This is a genomic window from Massilia sp. FBCC-B171, assembly GCF_059134155.1.
The window spans coordinates 3,032,923-3,054,093 of the sequence record NZ_CP101443.1 but is presented as its reverse complement, the minus strand read 5'-3'; the positions used below and the strand labels follow the sequence as shown (position 1 = coordinate 3,054,093).

Genomic DNA, 21,171 nt, shown 5'->3' with positions numbered 1-21,171 from the left:
CAGCCAGCGCACGATGCGCTCCACCATCCTCGGCTTCGTCGCCGGCGCCGCTTTCCTGCAAACCCGCGGCGCGCTGCCCGGCGCCTGGCTGATCGCAGCCTGCCTGTTCGCAGCACTCGCGCTGATGGCGGCCAGGCGCGGGCCGCTGCGCGGCCTGGTCGCCGGCGCCTTGACCGGCTTCTGCTGGGCCGCCTGCCTCGCCCACCTGGCCCTCGGGACCCAGCTGGCAAAGCAAGACGAAGGCCGCGACATCGAGATCGTCGGTACGGTCGCCAAGCTGCCCCATGACTTCGGCCAGGGCCTGCGCTTCCAGTTCTCGGTCGAGCGGGTGCTCACCGGCGCGGCGCGGGTGCCGCCGACGCTGGCGCTGTCCTGGTACCGCGGCGAAGACGAGCAGCTCCAGCTGCGTCCCGGGCAGCGCTGGCGCTTGACCGTACGCCTGCAACGCCCGCACGGCAACGCCAATCCGCATGGCTTCGACTACGAAGCCTGGCTGTTGGGGCAGGGCATCCGCGCGACCGGCTATGTGCGCTCGGCACCGGGCAACCGGCAACTGGACGATTTTGTCCTCAAGCCGGGTCATGTGGTCGAACGCAGCCGCGATATCCTGCGCACCCGCATCCTCGATGCGCTGGCCGGCCAAGCTTATGCCGGGGTCATCGTCGCGCTGGTGGTCGGTGACCAGCGCGGCATCGAGCAGCCGGACTGGGACGTATTCAACCGCACGGGCGTCAGCCACCTGGTCGCCATCTCCGGACTGCACATCACGATGGTGGCCGGGCTTGCGGCGCTGGCGATGTCCTGGCTGTGGCGCCGCTCCTTCTTCACCGGCGCCCAGCTGCCCTTGATCCTGCCGGCGCAAAAGGTGGCCGCGCTGAGCGGGGCGCTCGCGGCGCTGCTGTACGTGCTGCTGGCCGGCTTTGGCGTGCCGGCCCAGCGCACGCTCTACATGCTGGCCGTGGTCGCGGCGGCCCTGTGGATGGGGCGCGCCACGAACGTGTCGCACATCCTGTGCCTGGCGCTCGGGCTGGTGGTGCTGATCGATCCCTGGGCGGTGTTGTGGCCGGGCTTCTGGCTGTCTTTCGGCGCCGTGGGCGTGATTTTGTACGTGGGCCTGGGCCGCATCGGCGGCGCGGCGCGCGGCTGGCGTGCCGCGCTGCGCCTGGCCGCGCGCACCCAATATGCGGTCACGCTCGGGCTGGTGCCCCTGACGCTGCTGCTGTTCTCGCAGGTGTCGCTGGTGGGTCCGCTCGCGAATGCAGTCGCGATTCCCGTGGTGAGTTTTGTCGTCACGCCGCTTGCCCTGGTGGGCAGCCTGCTGCCGGCGCCCCTGGCCGCACCGGTGCTGTGGAGCGCCCATTTCGCGCTGGCGTCGCTGGCGGGCCTGCTCGATTGGCTGGCCGCCCTGCCGCTGGCCGTCTGGAGCGCGCCGGCGCCGCCGTTGTTCCTGTTCGCGCTGGCGCTGCTGGGCACCGCTTGGATGCTGGCGCCGCGCGGCTGGCCGCATCGCTGGGCGGGTGCGGCGGCATGGCTGCCATTATTCCTGCTGCAGCCGGCGCAGCCACAGCCGGGCAGTTTCACCGTTACCGCCTTCGATGTCGGCCAGGGCATGGCGCTGCTGGTGGAAACGGCGGGACACCGGCTGCTCTACGATACCGGCCCGCAGTACGCGCCCGGCCAGGACGCGGGCAGCCGCATCCTGCTGCCTTACCTGCGGGCGCGCGGCATCCGCAGGCTCGACACCCTGGTCGTCTCGCACAGCGACCTCGATCACGTCGGCGGCGCGCTGACCCTGCTCGCAGCGCTGCCGGTCGACCGTGTTTCCAGTTCGCTGGGCGAGGGACACCGGGTCGTCAAGGCGGCGAAGCAGCACACGCGCTGCAGCAGCGGACAGCGCTGGGAATGGGACGGCGTCCTCTTCGAGATGCTGCAGCCGACAAGGGCCAGCTATGAAGACGCGGGATTGAAAGCCAACGCGCGCAGCTGCACCTTGCGCGTGTCGGCGCAGGGAAGGGCGATCCTGCTGGCGGCCGACATCGAAGCGGCGCAGGAGGCGGCGCTGGTAAGCGCGTCGCCGGCGCTGCTGCGCGCGGACGTCCTGCTGGCCCCGCATCACGGCAGCGGCACCTCGTCGACGCCGGCCTTCCTCGACGCCGTGAAACCCTTGATCGGCGTGTTCCAGGTAGGGCACCGGAATCGTTACAAGCATCCCAAACAAGAGGTGTTCGAGCGCTATGGCGAGCAGAACATCCTGCGCCTGCGTACCGACGAATCGGGCGCCATCCGCTTCGACTTCGGCGCCGCGATCGGCGTACACGAATACCGGCGCGACAACCCGCGCTACTGGTACGAACCTTAAGATGCCAGCGGCAGTACGATCGCCACCTGCAGCCCGCCACCCGCGCGGTTCATCGCCCGGATCGTACCGCCGTGCGCGTGCACGACGCGCTCGGCGATCGCCAGGCCCAGGCCATGGCCGTCGAATTGTTGGTCGACGGGTTCGAGCGGAAGAAGGGCTGGAAGATGGTCGGCAAATCGGCCGGCGCGATGCCGGGGCCGCGGTCCAGCACGTCGACGTGCACGTACTGCGCATCCGCACCGAGTTTGATGTCGACCACGCCGCCCGCGTCGCCATGCTTGACGGCGTTGCGCACCACGTTCTCGATGGCGCTCCAGAGCAGGTCGGGCGCGCCGCGCACGGCCACCTGCGGATCGCCCTCGATCGCGACCTCGATTACCGGCCCATCCGGGCCCGCTTCGAAGCGAACGTCCGACGCGATGCCGTCGACCAGTTCCTGCATGTCGACCAGCTCGTTCTTCGGGATGTTAGTGTCTGCTTCCAGGCGCGAGAGGGTCAGCAATTCGCCGACCAGTTTATCCATGCGCACGCTCTCGCGCTCGATGCGTTCGAGGGAGGTGGCGATCTTGTCCGGCTGCTGGTGCGCCAGGCCGATGGCTGCCTGCAGGCGCGCCAGCGGCGAGCGCAGTTCGTGCGAGACGTCGTGCAGCAGGCGGCGCTGGCCGTCCATCAGCGCGCGCAGGCGGCCGCTCATGCGGTCGAAATCGCGTCCCAGGTCGTTCAGTTCGTCGCCGCCGCTGCTTTTCTTGTGGGCGAAGCGCGGCGCCAGGTCGCCGGCGGCGGCCTCGAAGGCATTGCGCAGGGCGCGGATCGGACGCGAAAAATACCAGGCCAGGAGCAGCGCGAACAGCAGGCTGACGATGACGCTGGCCAGCAGCGGGATCGGCTTGTTCAACTGCCAGCCGGGGCCAAAGGGGCCGCGCGGGCCGTCGCCGCGTGTGAAACCCGGGCCGTCGGGCCTGGGACCCGGGCCGGACACTCCGGCCACGGGCGCTTGTGGACCCGCGCGATCCGGTGCCGCACCAACGCGCCCCAGGTCATGGCGTGCCGAGCCCGGATGCAGATGGCGCGGCACGAAAGCGAGCAGCCGCTGGCCATCGGGGGCGACCAATTCGCGCACCGGCTGGAACGGACGGTCCTCTCCGAGTTCGCGGCGGGCCTGCGCCAGGATGGCGGGTTTCACGTCGCGCCCGAGCAGGTCGCGCCCCTGGCGGTCGATCACGTACACGGTATGCCGTTTCATCTGCCCGACCAGTTCGCGCAGCGCCGGCAGCCCGCCGTACTTCAGGGCGACCGAGGCCGAATCGAGCATGAAGCCGACCGGCGGCCCGGTCTCGATGCTGGTGATCGTGCTCGACAAACGCGCCTGTTCGCGCAGCCAGAAATAGCTGCCGATGCCGACGGCCGCCGCGACCTGGGCCAGCAGGATCGAGAGGAAGAACTTCCAGAAGAGCCGCCCCGCGGGGCGCCCGAGCGTGGTGGCCATGCTCACACGCGCAGCAGCTGGTAGCCGAGCCGGTAGACGGTCTGCAGCGGCGAGCGGCCGTCGTCGAGCGTACCGAGCTTGTGGCGCAGGCTGCTGAGATGAACGTCGATATTCCGGTCGAAGCGCGCCAGCGGGCGGCCCAGGCCCTGTTCCGACAGTTCGTTCTTGCTCACCGGCCGGCCCGCATGGCGCGCCAGCACTTCCAGCAGGTTGAATTCGGTGCTGGTCAGTTCGAGGTTGGCGCCGTCCCAGGTGGCGCGGCGCTGCTCGGGCAGCACGGTGAGTTTACCCACCGTGAGCGTGACGCCGGCGTTGGCGTCGGGCTGGGTGTCGTGGATGCGGCGCAGGATGGCGCGCACGCGTGCGGTCAGTTCGCGCGGGGTACAAGGCTTGGTGACGTAATCGTCGGCGCCCAGTTCCAGGCCCAGGATGCGGTCGGCGTCGTCGCCGCGCCCGGTCAGCATCAGGACCGGGATCTTGCTGCCGGCGCGGATGCGGCGCAGCGTGTCGATGCCGTTCAGGGCCGGCATCATTACGTCGAGCACCGCGATCGCATGGCGTCCGCTCAGGGCTTCGCGTGCGCCGCTGGCGCCGTCGTGGGCGCAGGACACGGCGAAGCCTTCCTGCTCCAGGTATTCGGTAAACATGGCGACAAGCTCGGTGTCGTCGTCGATCAGCAGGACATTATTCATGCGGGCGATGATAACAAAGGCAGCCCGCTCGGGGCGCGACGGGGCGCAGCATTTACCGTTCTTTACAACGCGGCCCTTACGCGGTTTTACGCCGGCTTTACGGCGTTTTACAGGGCGCAGCACCAGAATGGCGTCTTTCAGCTACTGCCAGGGAGCCACCATGAAGCCATTTCGCATCACCGCCACGCTGCTCGCCGCCGCCGCTTTCATCGCCACGCCAGGCGCCTTCGCCGACCCGATGACGGCGCCGCCGGGCGAGCGGGCGGGCAAGGGCGGCCACGGCCCCCGCCACGGCGGCAACAAGCGGGGCTTCCCCTTCCTGCACGGGATCGACCTGAGCGAAGCCCAGCAAGACCGCCTGTTCGCCATCCTGCATGCCCAGGCGCCGCAGCAGCGCGCCCAGCTCCAGGCCGAGCGCAAGCCAGGTCAATGAGCGCAGGAGGACGCATGAACGCCATCCACGACGATCAGCATCACGGCGGCCTGCAGGCCGACCTCGACAAACTGCTCGGTGCGCGCACCAGCCGCCGCCGGAGCCTGCGCTGGCTGTTCGCGGGCGCCGCCGCGGTGCCGCTCTACGGCTGCGGCGGCGGTACCGACGCTAGTGCTGGCACCGGCACCACTGCCGCCGGCACGGCGCCGGCAAGCACCACGACCACGGCAAGCACGCTTGCCTGCTCGATCATCCCCGAGGAGACCGGCGGCCCGTATCCGGCCGACGGCACCAATGCCAGCAACGGGAAAGTCGCCAATGCGCTGACCCTCTCGGGCATCAACCGGGCGGACATCCGCTGGAGCGTGGCCGGCGCTTCCGGCGTGGCGATGGGCGTGGCCTTGGTAATCAAGCTCAGGATCGTGAACGTGGCCGACAGCTGCGCCGGCGCGGCCGGGGCCACGGTCTACCTCTGGCACTGCGACCGCGACGGCAACTACTCGATGTATTCGAGCGCCATCAGCGGCGAGAATTACCTGCGCGGGGTGCAGGAAGCCGATGCGGACGGCTATGTGAGCTTCACGACCATCTTCCCGGGCTGCTACGACGGGCGCATGCCGCACGTGCACTTCGAGGTGTATCCGACGCTCGCCAAGGCCGGCAGTGCCACCAACCGCATCAAGACCTCGCAGTTCGCCTTCCCGCTGGCCACCTGCAACGAGGTCTACACGGCGACCGGCTATGGCGCCTCGGTGCACAACCTGGCGCGCATCAGCTTCGCCCTTGATAACGTCTTCAGCGACGGCACGGCGCTGCAGATGGCGAGCATGAGCGGCGACATGGTCAACGGCTATGTGGCGGCACTGACTGTAGGTGTTTCCCTCTAAAGGAAGCTCGCGCACAGGTTAGTCACATTACAATCGGGACTTCCTATCGAAAGCCCCTTGCTAGATGACCAAGCCCCTGCTGCACTTCTGTCACGGTAACAGCTTCCCGTCCGGGACCTACCGCAAGCTGCTCGACGGCCTGCGTGCGCATTACGAGGTCCACATGACCGACATGGTCGGGCACCATCCGGACTTCGCGGTGGGCGACGGCTGGAGCGGCCTGGTGGACGAACTGATCGCCGACATCGAACGCCATGGCCGTCCGGCGATCCTGGTCGGCCATTCGCTCGGCGGCATGCTCAGCACGATGGTGGCCGCGCGCCGTCCCGAACTGGCGCGCTGCGTGGTCATGCTCGATTCCCCGGTGGTGGCCGGCTGGCGAGCGCTGGCCTGGCGCCTCGTCAAGCTGCTCGGCAAGGGCTCGCGCTTTTCGCCGGCGCGCTTTTCCGAGCGCCGCCGCAATGTCTGGCCCAGCCGCGCCGCCGCCCACGACCACTTCATGTCGAAGGATATCTTCGCGGCCTGGGCGCCGGGCGTGCTGGACGACTATCTCGACGTCGGCCTGAAACCGCACCCGGACGGCGTGCAGCTGCGTTTCGACCGCGACGTCGAGACGGCCATCTACAACTCGCTGCCGCACCACATGGGCGAGGTGATCCGCCATGACTTTCCGGTGCCGGTGGGCTTCATCGGCGCGAACAACTCGGAAGAGCTGCGCCAGGCCGGCCTGGCCTCGACCCGCAAGCTCGTCGGCGAACATTTCGTCATGACCGAAGGCGGCCACCTGTACCCGCTGGAGCACCCCAAGCGCGCCGCCCAGCTCACGCACGAGATGATCCAGCGCCTGCTCGGTACGCCCCTTGAAAGGAAAGCAATGCTGGCGGAAGGACAAGGCTGACCACGACCCGGCTCCGCTTTTCGCGTAAAATCGTGGGATTCCAAGCAATCCTGAAAGAACCCAGCATGGCAATCAAGAGCGATAAATGGATCCGCCGCATGGCCGAGGAAACCGGCATGATCGAGCCCTTTTCCCCCAACCAGGTCCGCGAAGAAGACGGCCGCCGCATCATCTCCTGGGGCACTTCCTCGTACGGCTACGATATCCGCTGCGCCGACGAATTCAAGATCTTCACCAACATCAACAGCACCATCGTCGATCCGAAGAACTTCGATTCGAACTCCTTCGTCGACATCAAAAGCGATGTCTGCATCATTCCGCCGAATTCGTTCGCGCTGGCGCGCACCATCGAATACTTCCGCATCCCGCGCAATGTCCTCACCGTCTGCCTCGGCAAGTCGACCTATGCGCGCTGCGGCATCATCGTCAACGTCACGCCCTTCGAACCCGAATGGGAAGGCTATGTGACGCTCGAGTTCTCGAACACGACGCCGCTGCCGGCCAAGATCTACGCCGGCGAAGGCTGCGCCCAGGTGCTGTTCTTCGAGTCCGACGAAGTCTGCGAAACCTCGTACAAGGACCGCGGCGGCAAGTACCAGGGCCAGGTTGGCGTGACGCTGCCGAAAACCTGATACAGTTTTCAGGGGTATGCCCCTGAATTTGTATCATATTAGAAGGGCCGGCGATGGCCGATTGCTGCAGCGGCGGCTGTTCACCCGACAAGCCGCCGGTCGACCCGGCGTACCGGCGCATCCTCTGGATCGCGCTGGTCGTCAACGCCCTCATGTTCGGCGTCGAGCTCGTTGGCGGCTGGGCTTCGGGTTCGGTCTCGCTGCTGGCCGACGCGGTCGACTTCTTCGGCGACGCCGCCAACTACGGCATCTCCCTGTTCGTGCTCGGCATGGCGCCGGTCTGGCGTTCGCGCACCGCGCTGGTGAAGGGCGCGACCATGGGCGCCTACGGCGTGTTCGTGATCGGCACGGCGCTCTGGCACCTGGCCGCCGGCACCGTTCCCGCCGCGACGACAATGGGCGCGATCGGCGTTGCCGCGCTGGCGGCCAACGGCCTGGTGGCGGCGCTGCTGTTCGCTTACCGCAACGGGGACTCGAACATGCGCTCGGTCTGGCTCTGCACGCGCAATGACGCGATCGGCAATATCGCCGTCATGCTGGCGGCGCTGGGCGTGTGGAAATCAGGCAGCGGCTTGCCGGATTTGTTCGTCGCCGGCGTGATGGGTGTGCTCGGGCTGACGGCCGCGCGCAGTGTGATCGTGCAGGCGAGGGCCGAGATGAATGCGTCGCCAGCCGTAGTGCCGGCGGCTATCGTGGAGCTGAAGCGTCGCTAGATCGCGTCGCTTGTATGGTATCCGGCATACCCGTAGGGTGGGCGGGGAACCCGCCCAGCCTACGGGTCAGTTCGCACGTAGCGCGATACGCAAAAGAAGAGGAGCCATCGGCTCCTCTTCTCACATCAAGACTTCAGAACAATCAGTCCAGCTTCACGCAATCGACGAAGTAATCGCGCTTGCCATTGACTTCGCGCTTGACCAGCCCGTGCACGTCGGTCTCGAAGCCCGGGAAGCGCTCGTTGAAGTCGCGTGCGAAGCGCAGGTAGTCGACGATGATCTTGTTGAAGCGCTCGCCCGGGATCAGGAGCGGAATGCCCGGCGGGTAAGGCGTCAGCAGGATCGCGGTGGTGCGGCCTTCCAGGTCTTCGATCGCCACGCGCTCGATGTCGCGGCGCGCCATCTTGGCGAATGCGTCCGACGGCTTCATGGCCGGGACCATGTCCGACAGATACATCTCGGTCGTCAGGCGCGCCACGTCGTACTGCTTGTAGAAGGTGTGGATCTGCGTGCACAGGTCGCGCAGGCCGCTGGTCTCGTAACGCGGGTTGGCGGCGGCGAACTTCGGCATCACCTGCCACATCTGCTTGTTGCGGTCGTAGTCGTCCTTGAACTGCTGCAGCGCCGTGACCAGCGTGTTCCAGCGGCCCTTGGTGATCCCGATCGTGAACATGATGAAGAACGAGTACAGCCCGCACTTCTCGATGATCACGCCGTGTTCGGCCAGGTATTTGGTGACGATCGAGGCCGGGATGCCGCTCTCGCCGAACTTGCCGTCGAGCGAAAGGCCCGGCGTGACGACAGTTGCCTTGATCGGGTCGAGCATGTTGAAGCCCGGCGCGAGCTTGCCGAAGCCGTGCCAGTCGTCCTCGGCGCGGATCATCCAGTCGTCCTGGGTGCCGATGCCTTCTTCGCACAGGTTATCCGGGCCCCAGACCTTGAACCACCAGTCGTTGCCGAATTCGGCGTCGACCTTCTTCATGGCGCGGCGGAAGTCGAGCGCTTCCAGGATCGATTCCTCCACCAGGGCGGTGCCGCCCGGCGCTTCCATCATGGCCGCCGCCACGTCGCAGGAGGCGATGATCGAGTACTGGGGCGAGGTCGAGGTGTGCATCAGGAAGGCTTCGTTGAAGGCGTCCTGGTCGAGTTTCACCGATTCCGATTCGCGCACCAGCACTTGCGAAGCCTGCGACAGGCCGGCGAGCAGCTTGTGGGTCGACTGGGTCGAGAAGATCATCGACTGCTTGGCGCGCGGGCGGTCGCGGCCGATCGCGTGCATGTTCTTGTAGAAGTCGTGGAAGGTCGCGTGCGGCAGCCAGGCTTCGTCGAAGTGCAGGGTTTCGATCTTCCCGTCCAACATCTCGCGCAGGGTCTCGACGTTGTAGACCACGCCGTCGTAGGTCGACTGGGTAATCGTCAGGATGCGCGGCTTCTTGTCCTTGGCTTCGCGCGCGAACGGGTTGGCTTCGATCTTGCGGGCGATCGATTCTTCCGTGAACTCTTCCAGCGGGATCGGGCCGATGATGCCGAGGTTGTTCCGGGTCGGCATCAGGAACACGGGGATTGCGCCGCACATGATGATCGAGTGCAGGATCGACTTGTGGCAGTTGCGGTCCACCACCACGATGTCGCCCGGGGCGACGGTCGAGTGCCAGACCATCTTGTTCGAGGTCGAGGTGCCGTTGGTGACGAAATAGCAGTGGTCGGCGCCGTAGATGCGCGCGGCATTGCGCTCGGACTTGGCGACCGGGCCGGTATGGTCGAGCAGCTGGCCGAGTTCCTCGACCGCGTTGCAGACGTCGGCGCGCAGCATGTTCTCGCCGAAGAACTGGTGGAACATCTGGCCCACCGGGCTCTTCAGGAAGGCGACGCCGCCCGAGTGGCCAGGGCAGTGCCAGGAGTAGGAACCGTCGTAGGCGTAGTTGACCAGCGCGCGGAAGAAGGGCGGCGCCAGGCTGTCCAGGTAGGCTTTCGCTTCGCGGATGATGTGGCGCGCGACGAATTCCGGGGTGTCCTCGAACATGTGAATGAAGCCGTGCAGCTCCTTCAGGATGTCGTTCGGGATGTGGCGGCTGGTGCGCGTCTCGCCGTAGATATAGATCGGGATGTTCGAATTCTTGTGGCGGATTTCCTCGACGAAGGCGCGCAGGCGCGTCAGCGCATGGTCGGTTTCCTCGAGCGAGCCAGCGCCGAATTCCTCATCGTCGATCGACAGGACGAAGGCCGAGGCGCGCGACTGCTGCTGCGCGAAAGACGACATGTCGCCGTAGCTGGTCAGGCCCAGCACTTCCATGCCTTCCTTTTCCATCGCGGCGGCGAGGGCGCGGATGCCCAGGCCGGACGTGTTCTCGGACCGGAAGTCCTCGTCGATAATGATGATGGGGAAACGAAATTTCATTGACAGCTCCAATGCGAAGCGCCGTGGGGGCAGGCGCGCCCGGGGTTGGGCGGCCCGCCTCGCACGGCACCGAAAAATAAGAAGCGGATTTTCGCAGAAAATCTGCTGTCCGGTGTAGCTTTTTTTACCAGCTTGGCTACCAGCTTAACGGGTAGCGGCGCTGGGCGTCGCACATCAGTGGCGCAGGCACTAACTCAGCGGCAATTGTGACGCAGGCCCGCTCATGCGGCGCGGTCCCGCCGCTCATAGGTCACGAAGGCGTAATCATAGCCGTTGGCGTCCGAATGGTGCACGTCGCGCGCGCGCTCGGTCCACAGCGCGGGGTCGATCGGCGGGAAGAAGGTGTCGCAGTCGAAGCTGTGGGCGATCTCGGTGACGATCATGCGCTGCGCCAGGTCCATCGAAGTGGCAAAGATCTGGGCGCCGCCGATGATGCTGGCGGGCTCGTCGCCCACCAGGGCCAGGGCCGCTTCCAGCGAGGTGACGGCATCGACGCCGTCGTGGCGCCAGCCGGCGTTGCGGGTCACGACGATATTGCGCCGGCCCGGCAAGGGCCTGCCGATCGAGTCGAAGGTCTTGCGGCCCATGATGATCGGCTGGCCGAGCGTGACGCGCTTGAAATGGGCCAGGTCTTCCGGCAGGTGCCAGGGGAGACGGTTGCCGATGCCGATGCCGCGCCGGCTGTCGATTGCCACTACCAAAGTAATTCGAGCCATCAGGAAGAAAGTGATGAAGTTTGCATGGCCGTATTCTATTCCATGGCGTGCAGGGAAACGGAACTTCGTTCCTGCGGCAGCGTCCTACTCTCGCGTGGTATCGGTTTCATCGGATGCCGCGGGGCCTGGTTCGACTGGCCTCACAGGCGGCACTATCGGGTTCTGACTGGAGGAAAAACACATGATCGCGGCCGGCTCCCGGGCGCGAAGCCGCGCATCTCGCGCCTATGTCCGGAGGCTCAATATGGATGCTGAACCGGTGGTGTACCTGGTCGACGACGACCAACTGGAGAAGCAGGCATTGTCCCGCCTGCTCCAGGCCGAAGCGATGACCGTACAGGCCTTCGGAACCGCGGACGAATTCCTGCGCGCCCATGATCCGCTGGCGCCCGGTTGCGCGGTGGTCGACATCGGCTTGCCGGGCCTCGGCGGGCTCGGCCTCCAGCGCGCCCTGCTCGAGGCCGACAGCGAGCGCTTCATCGTCTTCATGACCGGCCGCGGCGATGTCAGCACCAGCGTGCAGGCGATGAAGGCGGGGGCGGTCGACTTCCTGGTCAAGCCGTTTAGTGACGCCGATGTCGTTGCCGCGGTCCGCAGCGCACTGGCGATGGATGAATATGCGCGCAAGGTGCGGCTGGCGCTCGCCTCGATCCAGCGTTGCCTGGACACGCTCACGCCGCGTGAACACCAGGTCTTGCTGCAGGTCGTGGAAGGGCGCCTCAACAAGCAGATTGCCGCCGATCTCGGTATTGCCGAAAAAACGATCAAGGTGCATCGCGCCAGGGCAATGGAAAAGATGGGCGCAGGCTCGCTGGCGGAACTCGTGCGCAAGACGGTTGCGGTCGAGGTCGGTGCGCTGGTCGAGGATATACCGGGCGGGGTTGCCGCGCATCCATCCCGGCATCGGACGGTGGCGCCGCTGCGGCTGGCGACCCCCGGCGAAGCCGATGCCATCAGACTGGCCAGCCAGGCGGCAGTCGGGTGGCCGCCCATCCAGACCTGAGCGGTTTGAACAGAAGTTCACGGCGCCGTATGCGCCTGGGCCTCCGGCCCCGGCTTGCTGACCAGCGCGCGCATCTGCGCCAGCCGCGGTGGATCGAACAGGAAGGCATTGGCGGCCGCGCCTTGGGCAACGAGCTTCTCGTGCAGGCGCAGCCCGGCGCCCGGATCCATGATCAGGTTGCGCATGTGTTCGACTGCCCACTTGTCGGCGCGGTCGAATACGCCCGCGGCGACCCGGCTGATCCCGGACAAGGAGGCCCGGTTCGCCGCCGATTGCGCCATGAGGGATGCGGCCTGCCCCGCGAGCTGGACTGCAGCGACGGGACCTGCCGAGGACGCGCCGGCGGCGGTTGCGCCGCGCGCCGCCGAAGCGGCATGGCTGGTACCGGCGCCGAGCGCCAGTACGGCAATCCACTTGACGCTGCCGGCCATGAAGGCGTAGGTCTTCATCCGCGCGCCACCCTCTTCGGACAGGCCCTGTGTCCACAGGACGATCCATTGCGCTTCCTCGGCCGTCAGTGCTTGTCGGAACACTTCCAGTGGATGGACTGTTTCTTGCCAGTGGTAGCGCTGCGTCGCCGGCGCGGACGGCGCAGCGACCCGCACGTGGCCCCGGCATACCTCCACCGGCGTCACCCTTACTTTCTTCCCGGAAGCGAGCTTGAGCGCAAACGGTTCGCCGCGGTCACGGGCTTCGATGAGCTCCTCGGCCATCTTTTGCTTGTTCCTGCGTGCATGGCCATCGATGCCGGCAACGATGTCGCCCACGCGCAAGCCGGCGGAGGGATCGGCCGCGATCACGGTCAGGTTTTCGTTGACCCCGAGCGTGCGCAGCCAGGCGACCCTGGTGTTGTCGTCGTCGATACCGTAGGAGGTCATGGCTTCGAAGGGCAGCTCGTATTGCTTGCTGCAGCCTGCATCGCCGAGCTCGGCCGAGCGCACGATCGCCGGACGCAGCGCCCTGGCCGCAGCACCATAGGCGCGCATGTCCAACAGCAGCTGGGTATCGAGCGCGCGGCCGTCGTCTACCGTCAACCTGGTCGCGCATCCGCTCGAGACCGCCAGGCAGACGAGGCCAATAAGCCTTGTGATCGATCGCTTCATCGCGTGCACTCTGTTGCCTGCCATTTTACGAGGTATAGGGGCAGGGCGTTAGTGCGATTTTGGCTCGGGGCCGGATAGCGGCAGAAGGCGCTTCGCTTGCGTTCGCGTACGACCATGGTCCAATAGTCAGTATTCGCAGCGCAGGGATAAAGTCTCAAGGGGACCGCGTGGGCAAGCGGATGCATCGGCCTATCTGAGCAGCAGGAGGCAGTTGATGAAATCGTCGATCGAACCATGGCGCCTTGCAGCGATCGCCCTGTCCGTGGCGCTAGTGGCGGCTCCGCCCTGCTTACGCGCAGCCGCGCCGCAGGCGCCGGCGCCTGCGGCCGCCCCTGCGTCCAGGTCTGAGACCGATCGGCAGGCCCAGGCGCGAACGATCATGATGAACATGGCGCAATTCCTGGCCAAGGCGCCCCGTTTCAGGGTCAGCCTGCACGCGGGCTACGACGCGGTACAGCCCTCGGGACAAAAGATCGAGTTCCAGGAGGAGCGCTCGGTCACGGTGAACCGGCCCGATCGCCTGCGCATCGAAGGCACGCGCAGCGATGGCGCGAAAGTGCTGACCGTATTCAGCGGGAAGGAAATTGTCCTGGTCGACTACGCAAGCAAAATATATGCCGTGACGCCGCAGCCGGGCCCCCTGGACGAGACGATTGTCTATTTCGTCCGCGATCTCGGCATGCGCCTGCCGCTCGCGGCGATGCTGCTGGAAAATCTGCCCGCCGACTTGCAGGAGCGGGTGCGGTCGGTGGACTATGTCGAGCTGACCAGCATCGGCGGCGCCGCGTCGCACCACATCGCCGCGCGTACCGATACGGTCGATGTCCAGATCTGGGTGGCCGACGGCGCGCAGCCATTGCCGCGGCGCGTGGTGCTGACCTACAAGAATGAGCCAGGCCAGCCGCAGTTCTGGGCCGAGTTCTCGAAATGGAATCTTGCTCCGGAACTCTACGATGCCATGTTCGCGGTGCGGGCACCGGAAGGGCTGCAAAAAGTGGGGTTCGCAGCCCAGCTCGCGCGTGTGGCGCCAGCCTCGCCAAAGGCTGCGCCGAAGAAAGGAGCCAAGTAATGAAGCAAGGATCATGGAAACGCGCGGTGCCGGTCGTGGTCGCGGCGGTATGTTGGGCCAGCCTGGTGGATCAGGCGGCGGCCCAGCGTGGCGGCGGCAATGCCGGTGGTTTTCCCCGTGGGGGCGTAGCGTCGGCCGGTGGCTTCTCGTCGGGCGGTGCACATGCGCGGGCAGGCCAGCAGCGCGGAGCCGGGCGCGACGCCGCTGGAGCGAACCAGGCGGCACGCCAGAGCACGATGAGCAGCAACCAGGCCAGCCGGCAGCAGAGCATGAGCGCGAACCAGAGTTCCCGCCAGTCGACGGGGCTGCAGGCGCAAAACACGCGTGCGGCCACAGCTACGAATATTCAGAGCACCCGGTCCGCCACGGTGACCAACATGCAAGACAACTACCGCGGCGGTTGCTACAACTGCGGGTCCGACTGGGACAGCGGCTCCGCGGCGGCCGGATTCGTGGCCGGGGCAGTCGTGGGCGGCGCCGTCACGGCAGCGGCCACGGCGCCTTCGAGCACCGTCGTCGTTGCCGCGCCCGCCGCCGCGCCGCCGTGCAATATCACCCCCGTTTCCGTCAACGGTGTGGCCCACTACTATTGCGGCACCACTTGGTACGCAGCCAGTTATGCCGGCAGCGGTGTCGTGTACGTGCCGACCGATTCGCCGCCCGGATATTAACTGAGTGAGCTGTACACAGGCTGGCCGCCGGTGCCGGCGCGGAAACAGCCCGGGCGCAGGGCCCGGGCCGTCGGCTTGCTTCTAGAACTGATAAGAAGCCGCAACGCCAAACACCCACTGGTTGGAGTCTCCGCGGCTATCGACGACCGGGCTGTCCTTCGCATCGTCGAGCAGGGCCTCGTAGCGGCCGCCAACAGTGAGCAGCCATTCCTTGTTCAGGGGCGTGGTCAGGCTGAAGGGAATCTTGATCGACGTCACACTCGGACTCGGACGGTATTCCTGGCCGCCAAGTTCCGGAAACAGGGCGACATCGGATCCGGTCACGCCGAAATACTTGGTGTTGAAGTCGCTGCTCGCAAAGAACAGGCCGAAGCCGATGGTGCCGAGCAGCGGGCGCCCCATCATGTTGTCGTCGAACGGATGGAAATAGTTGACCCGCAGGTTGCCGCTGGCGCCGTCGTAGACATTATTCGTATTGCCCACGATGTCAGCGCTGAACACCACCTTGTGCAGCGGCCGGGAAGGGTCGAGGGGCATATGGTAAGCCGCGAAGACCCCCAGCTCCGTCGCGCTGGCAACGGGCCTCATCAGCCTCACGACCTCGTCGTCGACATCGTCGTCGCGGCGGCCCCGGACCCTGAGCAGCGGACCCGCGCGCCACTCGGGGACAGGGGACACATTGAGCAACAGCTCGGTGCCAAGCAGCTGCACATAGCCCGTTCCGTCCCATGAGTAGCGTAGCACCGGTGCCGCGACGGCTTCGTTTTTCGACGATCCGTAATAGTCTGGCACGCCGAAGACGCCAAGGCCCACCAGGTTGGTCTGCTCCGGAAGCTGGAGCGGAATCAGGTCCTGGGCCTGGGCGCAGGAGGACGCCAGCACGAGTGCGGCTGCGGCAAGGCTGCTGCTGTATCGTTTCGAATTCGTCATGACAGACCTCATGGTTGTGAATAAAGGTGAGCGTTTGGCGTTGACTGCATGTTCAGACACGTAGTTGCCTGCGTAGTTCCCGCCGTTGGCCGGTCAGCCGTTATCAGGAAAAACTTCGCGTCCGCGCCCGCGCCCGCGCTGCACGCGAGCGTTCCATGGCCCATACGGTTGCCCACGCGTAGAGCGCCAGGGCGACCAGCACGGTCACGCGAATGGCGCTGGCCTGGAGCACCGGCTTTCCGGCCGCGCTGTCCTCGATGGCCGGTCCCACCAGGATCAGCATGGTCATCAGGGCATTGAGCCAGAACGAAGGCGGCTGGGAGGTCGGCTTCACCCCGAACAGCCTGGCGCCGCACCACAGCGCGGCCAGCATGACCCACAGCGCCAGCATCATCAGGTTCGGCCGCAGCGACAGCCCGAGCCAGGCCAGCGCCGCGAGCCAGGCGCCCATCAGGGTCCCTCCGACCAGCTGGCGCCCGGCGCTGCCGGCGTTGGCGGCGCCGGCCTGCTGGGCCAGTCCCACCGATTTGATGATCGCCGCCAGGTAGAAGGACGGATTGGTGAGGGCCAGCACGAAGACCGGCAGGACCACCAGCGTCGCCTGCAGGGCCTTCGAGTTGTCGGGCGCCGTGCCGGCGGGCGGCGGCGCTTCGGGCGGCGGCGCCGGAGGGTCAGGAAACAGGGCGTGCGCCAGGCTGCTGACCAGGATGCCGGTACCGATGCCCAGCGCGAAGCTCTTGGCCAGCTGGGAGGCGAGGGCCTGGTCGGCCACCCCGGCCACGGGAATCGCGGTGATGGCGATCACCAGCACCATCGTTCCCGGTTTGACGCGCTCCCCGCCCGGCCGGAACAGGACATACAGGATCGCGCCCGTCAGCATGACGCCGGCCAGCGGATAGTGTTCCAGCAGCGGGACCATCAGCATGCCCGCGCCCACCACCGCGCCGGCGCCGGCGGTCAGTAGCGCGCCCTTCGCGAGCGGGATCGGCGGCCCCTGCCTGCACAGCACCAGGGTGGCCATGACGCAGACCGCGAAGGACAGGGACATCGGCAGGCCATACGCGAGCAGCACGGCCAGGCCCAGGCCACACGCCAGGCGCAATACCGCCTTGTCGGCCCGGTGCATGCGAACGCGCTCAGTAGACATAGGCGAACCAGCTCATCAAGCGGATGTAGATACTGCCCAGCCAGTTCATCAGGCCATGGTCGCCGGTGTACACCAGCACGTCGGCCTGGCCGCCGATCTGCATGGCGCGCAGCTGCGCCCGTTCGGCCGGGTCGATCTCGACCGCCACCGGGAAGCGCTGGGCCTGGCGCAGCCAGTCGCGGCTGTTGTCGATCGTGGGCAGGGCGCCCGGCTGCGATTGCTGCCCGGCGCCCACCCCGCGCCCCACGCTGCGCACCCGGCCCTTGAATACCTTGCCCGGCAAGACGTCGAGGACGATGGCGGCTTCGGCGCCGGGGACGATGTTGCCCAGGTTGTTCTCGGTCATGTCGGCACTGATCCAGAGGTCGTGCACGGCGATCAGGGTCATGGCCGGCGCGCCGGCCTGCAGGAACTGGCCGACATCGGTGCGCAGGTCGGTCACGCGGCCGCGGGCGGGCGCCAGCACGCGGGTGCGGCGCAGGTCCAGCTCGGCCTTCTCGACTGCCGAACGGGCGCTGATCAATTGCGCGTTGTTCTCGCCGCTGTCGCCCGCCGCCTCCTGGGCGCGCAGCAGGTCGGCCTCGGCCGCCTTCACCTGGCTGCGCGCCGTGATGCGGTTGGTCTGCGCATTCTGGACGCGGCGCACCGAGAGCGCGCCCGGGTCCTGCGCATAAATCTGTTCCAGCCGCGCCGCGTCCTGCCGGGCGTAGACATTGGCGGCCCTGGCCGCCTGCAGCGCGGCGCGCGCCGCCTCGACCGCGGCGGCCGAGGCATTCACCGAGCGGCGCACCGATTCGTAGTCCGACCGGCTGCGCTGCACGGCGATGCGGTACTGGACCGGATCGATGTCGAACAGCGGCTGGCCGGCCTGCACGTCGTCGTTGTTCTTGACGCAGACCTTGAGCACGGTGCCGGACACCTCGCCCGCCACCGGCACCACGAAGGCCTGCACCCTGGCCTGGGAGGTGTAGGGCGTGAGGCGGTCGGCCACGAAATACCAGGCCAGGCTGGCGACGATCAGCGCCACCACGACCAGCGCGCCGCGCCGGCTCCCCTTGCCTTTTTCGGGGGCGGCGGGCGCCGGCGCCGGGCCGGCAGCCTGGGGTTGCGGCGGGGGCGGGAGCGGAGCCTGGCCGGGCGTGGGCGATTGCTGGTTCATGGTTTTTCCGCTCCGGGAGGGCGCTGCAAGGGGGGCGGGGCGGGGCCGGCCTCGGGCGCAAGCGCCGGCAGCGGTGCGTCCAGCAGTCCTTTCCAGTCGCTGCGCCGCTGCATGGCGGCGCGCGTCGCCTCGTCGAGCACGGGCCGGGTCCGACCGCCTTCCCAGCCGCCGCCCATCGCCTTGTAGAGCGCGACCAGGTTCTGCGCCAGGTTGCCGCGGCTGGTGACCAGGAGGTCCTGCTGGCTGAAGAACACCCGCTGCGAGTCGATGACGCGCTGGAAATCGGTCAGGCCTTCGCGGTATTGCACGGTGGCCAGGTCGAGCGTGCGCCGCGCCGCCGCCACCGAGTCGGCCAGCAGCGCGATCTGCTCGCGGGTCCTGGCGAAGCCGGCGGCGGCGTCGTCGACTTCGCGCGCCGCCCGCAGCACCGCGTCCTGGTACTGTTCGTAGAGCTGCTGGAAGCGGGCATCCTGGAGCAGCACGGTGTTGGTCAGGCGGCCGTGGTCGAACACGTTCCACACCATGCCCGACCCCAAGGCCCAGTCCAGGACCCGGGGCGCGCCGTTGACCGAGGTTGCGGCCAGGCCAAGGGAGCCGAGCAGCGAGATCGACGGGTACAGGTCGGCGGCGCTGACGCCGATCAGGGCGGACTGGGCCGCCATCTGCATTTCCACCGCCCGCACGTCCGGGCGGCGGCGCAGCATCTCGGCCGGCAGGTCCACGATCAGATCGAGGCGGGCGTTCGGGATCGGGTCGTGCTGCGGGTCGCGCAGCGCATTCGCGTTCGCCGTCATCTCGGGCAGGGGGCCTGGGGCGCGCGCCAGCAGCGTGCCCAGGGCGTTCTGTGCCTGGCGCAGGCTGGCCTCGAACTGGGGGATGCTCGCCAGCGTGCCCAGGTACAGGGTCCTGGCCTGCTGCACATCGAGTTCGGATTCGATGCCGCCCTTGAACAGGCCCTGCGTGATCTCCAGGCTGCGTTTGAGCAGGGCCGCATTCTGGATGGCGATCGCGAGGCGCACTTCGAGCGTGCGGATCGTGCTGTATAGAGCAGCGACCTGGGCGGCCATCAGCACCTGGACATCGTCGTACTGGGCAATGCTGGCCAGGTAGCCGGCGTCGGCGGCCTCGATGCTGCGCCTGAACTTGCCCCAGAAATCGAGCTCCCAGCTGATGCGCATCCCGAGGTCGAGCGAGGTGAGGCTGCTGTCGGGCGCGCCCGCCCGCTTCGATCCTGCCCGCACCAGTTCGCCGGTCGCCTGCGGCACCTGCGGGTAGAGACCGCTGCCGGCGATCCCGAGCTGGGCGCGCGCTTCCATGATGCGCAGGCCGGCGATGCGCACGTTCGGATTGACGCGCTGGGCCTCGCCGATCAGGGCGTCGAGTACCGGGTCGTTGAAGCTGCGCCACCACGCGCTGATATATTTTCCCTGGCTGGCGCCGCTTCCTGGCCGGGCCTGCGCTTCGGCCGAGAGGGGGGCGAGGGAGCCGCCATCCCAGCCCCTCAATGCGGACGGCGCCCCGGGACGCACGAAATCAGGCCCGGCCGTGCGGCATCCCGGCAAGAGCGCGGCGAACAGGACGGCGGGCAGCACAGCCGCCGCCAGTCCCGGCGCGGTCGTTCCCCAGCGCTGCATGGGCGCACGGAGCATGGCTCACCCCGGTGTCGTCGATTCCGGCGCCGCCGCCACGCTGTCCGGGCTGTTCGCGACCCATGACATGAATATCCGGTAGCCCAGGGTCAGGAAGACGGCGCCGACGAACATCCCCACCAGGCCGCCGGTGGCCAGGCCGCCGAGGGCGCCCAGCAGGACGACCGGCATCGGCGCATCGACGCCGCGGCCCAGCAGCAAGGGCTTGAGGAAGTTGTCGAGTATGCCCCCAATGAGCAGCAGGACGGTGTAGGTGATGGCGGGACCGGGCTCATAGCCGCCTTTCGACCAGATCCAGACGATGACGGGCAGGCTGACCAGGATCGCCGGGCCCTGCACGATCCCGAGCAGCAGCACCACCAGGGCGAGAACGCCGGCGAAGGGGACGCCGGCCACCACCAGGATGATGCCGAGGACGGTGGCCTGGATGAAGGCCACCCCGAGCACGCCGAGGGCCACCGCACGAATCGTCTGCGTGGACAGCAGGGCGAATTCGTCGCCGCGCCGGTTGCCGACCAGGCGGTTGAAAATGTTGCGGATCGCCCGTGCCCCCGGCTCGCCCCAGGCCATGACGATGCCGGCGACGATGAACGAGAACATGAACAGCAGCGCGCCGCCGGCGATGCCGGCCACCATCCCGAGCCCCTGGCGCACGAGCCCGGCCACCTGGGGCTGCCGGCTGCGCACGAGTGCCGGCAGGTCGGCATGGGCCTGGGTCCAGATCTCGTGGAGCCTGGGGCCGACCAGCGGCCAGTCCGCGACACCGGCCGCCGGCGCCGGGACCTTGAGGGTGCCGCCGCGCACGCCGGCGACAAAATTTTGCAGCGAATCGCCGAGCGACCCCATCAGGATGGCGGCGGGCACGCCGATCACGGCCAGGCCCACCAGCACCAGCACGGTGGCCGCCAGCCCCTGCTTCCCGCCCATCTTGCGTGCCAGCTTCTGGTGTGCCGGGTAGAGCGTCACGGCCAGGATCACCGACCACGCCATCAGGCCGAGGAAGGGCGAGAAAATACGGTAACAGAGCAGCACCAGGGCAACGGCCACGCCGGCGCGGATGAAGACGTCGAGCAGCTTCCTGGACAGGCGCTCCTCGAGAACGGGGTCGGGCGTGTAGGGCGCGTTCATGGGGCGTCTCCTTGTGCGGAAGCGCTACGCCATGCACCAGCCATGGCTGTGGATTCCGCCCGAAGCCCCGGTCACGAGCGCGGATCTTCCTGTGAGCT

The 21,171-nt window shown here is 67.4% G+C and carries 20 protein-coding genes; 9 read left to right on the top strand and 11 right to left on the bottom strand.

Annotated elements, in window-relative coordinates:
- Positions 1-13 precede the first annotated feature (13 nt).
- Positions 14-2,359 carry a DNA internalization-related competence protein ComEC/Rec2 gene (locus NMB41_RS13825; protein ID WP_494378392.1) on the top strand — a complete coding sequence of 782 codons (2,346 nt, stop codon included), beginning with the start codon at positions 14-16 and terminating at the stop codon, positions 2,357-2,359.
- Here the strand turns inward: NMB41_RS13825 and NMB41_RS13820 are convergent.
- Genes NMB41_RS13820 through NMB41_RS13810 form a run of 3 tightly spaced genes read right to left on the bottom strand, consistent with a single transcriptional unit; the run spans position 2,356 to position 4,537 of the window.
- Entirely contained in the window at positions 2,356-2,442 is an 87-nt protein-coding gene (locus tag NMB41_RS13820; protein ID WP_494382840.1) for a hypothetical protein, read from the bottom strand. The two genes, NMB41_RS13825 and NMB41_RS13820, sit on opposite strands and share 4 nt — an antisense overlap.
- The gene (locus tag NMB41_RS13815; RefSeq protein WP_494378391.1) at positions 2,409-3,845 is read right to left on the bottom strand and encodes a sensor histidine kinase; all 1,437 of its coding nucleotides are present in this window, start codon (positions 3,843-3,845) and stop codon (positions 2,409-2,411) included. Before NMB41_RS13815 ends, NMB41_RS13820 begins: the two co-directional genes overlap by 34 nt.
- Before the next feature lie 2 nt (positions 3,846-3,847).
- On the bottom strand, positions 3,848-4,537 hold the full coding sequence (locus NMB41_RS13810) for a response regulator (RefSeq protein ID WP_494378390.1): 690 nt from the start codon (positions 4,535-4,537) through the stop codon (positions 3,848-3,850).
- Positions 4,538-4,697: 160 nt separating this feature from the next.
- Here NMB41_RS13810 and NMB41_RS13805 point away from each other — a divergent pair, with 160 nt between their 5' ends.
- From NMB41_RS13805 to NMB41_RS13785, 5 genes are all read left to right on the top strand, one after another.
- Positions 4,698-4,970, top strand: a complete 273-nt coding sequence (locus tag NMB41_RS13805; protein WP_494378389.1) for a hypothetical protein — start codon at positions 4,698-4,700, stop codon at positions 4,968-4,970.
- A 14-nt stretch (positions 4,971-4,984) separates the two neighbouring features.
- Positions 4,985-5,857: a dioxygenase family protein gene (locus tag NMB41_RS13800; protein WP_494378388.1), complete on the top strand. Its 873-nt coding sequence runs from the start codon at positions 4,985-4,987 to the stop codon at positions 5,855-5,857.
- A 64-nt stretch (positions 5,858-5,921) separates the two neighbouring features.
- On the top strand, positions 5,922-6,755 hold the full coding sequence (locus NMB41_RS13795) for an alpha/beta fold hydrolase (RefSeq protein ID WP_494378387.1): 834 nt from the start codon (positions 5,922-5,924) through the stop codon (positions 6,753-6,755).
- Positions 6,756-6,820: 65 nt separating this feature from the next.
- Positions 6,821-7,387, top strand: coding sequence for a dCTP deaminase (gene dcd, locus NMB41_RS13790; protein WP_494378386.1), 567 nt, complete (start codon positions 6,821-6,823; stop codon positions 7,385-7,387).
- 53 nt (positions 7,388-7,440) lie between these two features.
- Positions 7,441-8,100, top strand: coding sequence for a cation efflux transmembrane domain-containing protein (locus NMB41_RS13785; RefSeq protein ID WP_494378385.1), 660 nt, complete (start codon positions 7,441-7,443; stop codon positions 8,098-8,100).
- A gap of 142 nt (positions 8,101-8,242) precedes the next feature.
- Here the strand turns inward: NMB41_RS13785 and NMB41_RS13780 are convergent, their stop codons facing one another.
- Positions 8,243-10,498, bottom strand: coding sequence for an Orn/Lys/Arg family decarboxylase (locus NMB41_RS13780; protein ID WP_494378384.1), 2,256 nt, complete (start codon positions 10,496-10,498; stop codon positions 8,243-8,245).
- Between the two features lie 221 nt (positions 10,499-10,719).
- Positions 10,720-11,214: a dihydrofolate reductase gene (locus NMB41_RS13775; protein ID WP_494378383.1), complete on the bottom strand. Its 495-nt coding sequence runs from the start codon at positions 11,212-11,214 to the stop codon at positions 10,720-10,722.
- 181 nt (positions 11,215-11,395) lie between these two features.
- Here NMB41_RS13775 and NMB41_RS13770 point away from each other — a divergent pair, with 181 nt between their 5' ends.
- On the top strand, positions 11,396-12,217 hold the full coding sequence (locus NMB41_RS13770) for a response regulator transcription factor (protein WP_494378382.1): 822 nt from the start codon (positions 11,396-11,398) through the stop codon (positions 12,215-12,217).
- 17 nt (positions 12,218-12,234) lie between these two features.
- Here the strand turns inward: NMB41_RS13770 and NMB41_RS13765 are convergent, their stop codons facing one another.
- Positions 12,235-13,320 carry a hypothetical protein gene (locus NMB41_RS13765; protein ID WP_494378381.1) on the bottom strand — a complete coding sequence of 362 codons (1,086 nt, stop codon included), beginning with the start codon at positions 13,318-13,320 and terminating at the stop codon, positions 12,235-12,237.
- Between the two features lie 214 nt (positions 13,321-13,534).
- Between NMB41_RS13765 and NMB41_RS13760 the strand changes: the two genes are divergently transcribed.
- The gene (locus NMB41_RS13760; protein ID WP_494378380.1) at positions 13,535-14,389 is read left to right on the top strand and encodes a DUF2092 domain-containing protein; all 855 of its coding nucleotides are present in this window, start codon (positions 13,535-13,537) and stop codon (positions 14,387-14,389) included.
- A complete protein-coding gene (locus tag NMB41_RS13755; RefSeq protein WP_494378379.1) occupies positions 14,389-15,060 on the top strand; it encodes a hypothetical protein in 672 nt (223 codons plus the stop codon). Before NMB41_RS13760 ends, NMB41_RS13755 begins: the two co-directional genes overlap by 1 nt.
- Before the next feature lie 81 nt (positions 15,061-15,141).
- Here NMB41_RS13755 and NMB41_RS13750 read toward each other — a convergent pair whose 3' ends face one another.
- The 5 genes from NMB41_RS13750 to NMB41_RS13730 form a co-directional block, all read right to left on the bottom strand.
- Positions 15,142-15,990, bottom strand: coding sequence for a MipA/OmpV family protein (locus tag NMB41_RS13750; protein ID WP_494378378.1), 849 nt, complete (start codon positions 15,988-15,990; stop codon positions 15,142-15,144).
- Between the two features lie 103 nt (positions 15,991-16,093).
- Positions 16,094-17,116 (bottom strand): DUF2955 domain-containing protein, encoded by a 1,023-nt coding sequence (locus NMB41_RS13745; RefSeq protein ID WP_494378377.1) that lies wholly within the window; start codon positions 17,114-17,116, stop codon positions 16,094-16,096.
- Positions 17,117-17,126: 10 nt separating this feature from the next.
- On the bottom strand, positions 17,127-18,296 hold the full coding sequence (locus tag NMB41_RS13740; RefSeq protein ID WP_494378376.1) for an HlyD family secretion protein: 1,170 nt from the start codon (positions 18,294-18,296) through the stop codon (positions 17,127-17,129).
- The gene (locus tag NMB41_RS13735; protein ID WP_494378375.1) at positions 18,293-19,945 is read right to left on the bottom strand and encodes an efflux transporter outer membrane subunit; all 1,653 of its coding nucleotides are present in this window, start codon (positions 19,943-19,945) and stop codon (positions 18,293-18,295) included. Before NMB41_RS13735 ends, NMB41_RS13740 begins: the two co-directional genes overlap by 4 nt.
- A 3-nt stretch (positions 19,946-19,948) precedes the next feature.
- Positions 19,949-21,073, bottom strand: a complete 1,125-nt coding sequence (locus NMB41_RS13730) for an AI-2E family transporter (RefSeq protein WP_494378374.1) — start codon at positions 21,071-21,073, stop codon at positions 19,949-19,951.
- Positions 21,074-21,171: the final 98 nt, after the last annotated feature.

What these genes read in the sequence shown, in the direction of transcription:
- NMB41_RS13825 (WP_494378392.1), top strand. Translation starts at nt 14, where the DNA reads ATGCGCTCCACCATCCTCGGCTTCGTCGCCGGCGCCGCTTTCCTGCAA.
- NMB41_RS13815 (WP_494378391.1), bottom strand. Translation starts at nt 3,845, where the DNA reads ATGGCCACCACGCTCGGGCGCCCCGCGGGGCGGCTCTTCTGGAAGTTC.
- NMB41_RS13810 (WP_494378390.1), bottom strand. Translation starts at nt 4,537, where the DNA reads ATGAATAATGTCCTGCTGATCGACGACGACACCGAGCTTGTCGCCATG.
- NMB41_RS13805 (WP_494378389.1), top strand. Translation starts at nt 4,698, where the DNA reads ATGAAGCCATTTCGCATCACCGCCACGCTGCTCGCCGCCGCCGCTTTC.
- NMB41_RS13800 (WP_494378388.1), top strand. Translation starts at nt 4,985, where the DNA reads ATGAACGCCATCCACGACGATCAGCATCACGGCGGCCTGCAGGCCGAC.
- NMB41_RS13795 (WP_494378387.1), top strand. Translation starts at nt 5,922, where the DNA reads ATGACCAAGCCCCTGCTGCACTTCTGTCACGGTAACAGCTTCCCGTCC.
- dcd (WP_494378386.1), top strand. Translation starts at nt 6,821, where the DNA reads ATGGCAATCAAGAGCGATAAATGGATCCGCCGCATGGCCGAGGAAACC.
- NMB41_RS13785 (WP_494378385.1), top strand. Translation starts at nt 7,441, where the DNA reads ATGGCCGATTGCTGCAGCGGCGGCTGTTCACCCGACAAGCCGCCGGTC.
- NMB41_RS13780 (WP_494378384.1), bottom strand. Translation starts at nt 10,498, where the DNA reads ATGAAATTTCGTTTCCCCATCATCATTATCGACGAGGACTTCCGGTCC.
- NMB41_RS13775 (WP_494378383.1), bottom strand. Translation starts at nt 11,214, where the DNA reads ATGGCTCGAATTACTTTGGTAGTGGCAATCGACAGCCGGCGCGGCATC.
- NMB41_RS13770 (WP_494378382.1), top strand. Translation starts at nt 11,396, where the DNA reads ATGATCGCGGCCGGCTCCCGGGCGCGAAGCCGCGCATCTCGCGCCTAT.
- NMB41_RS13765 (WP_494378381.1), bottom strand. Translation starts at nt 13,320, where the DNA reads ATGAAGCGATCGATCACAAGGCTTATTGGCCTCGTCTGCCTGGCGGTC.
- NMB41_RS13760 (WP_494378380.1), top strand. Translation starts at nt 13,535, where the DNA reads ATGAAATCGTCGATCGAACCATGGCGCCTTGCAGCGATCGCCCTGTCC.
- NMB41_RS13755 (WP_494378379.1), top strand. Translation starts at nt 14,389, where the DNA reads ATGAAGCAAGGATCATGGAAACGCGCGGTGCCGGTCGTGGTCGCGGCG.
- NMB41_RS13750 (WP_494378378.1), bottom strand. Translation starts at nt 15,990, where the DNA reads ATGACGAATTCGAAACGATACAGCAGCAGCCTTGCCGCAGCCGCACTC.
- NMB41_RS13745 (WP_494378377.1), bottom strand. Translation starts at nt 17,116, where the DNA reads ATGCACCGGGCCGACAAGGCGGTATTGCGCCTGGCGTGTGGCCTGGGC.
- NMB41_RS13740 (WP_494378376.1), bottom strand. Translation starts at nt 18,296, where the DNA reads ATGAACCAGCAATCGCCCACGCCCGGCCAGGCTCCGCTCCCGCCCCCG.
- NMB41_RS13735 (WP_494378375.1), bottom strand. Translation starts at nt 19,945, where the DNA reads ATGCTCCGTGCGCCCATGCAGCGCTGGGGAACGACCGCGCCGGGACTG.
- NMB41_RS13730 (WP_494378374.1), bottom strand. Translation starts at nt 21,073, where the DNA reads ATGAACGCGCCCTACACGCCCGACCCCGTTCTCGAGGAGCGCCTGTCC.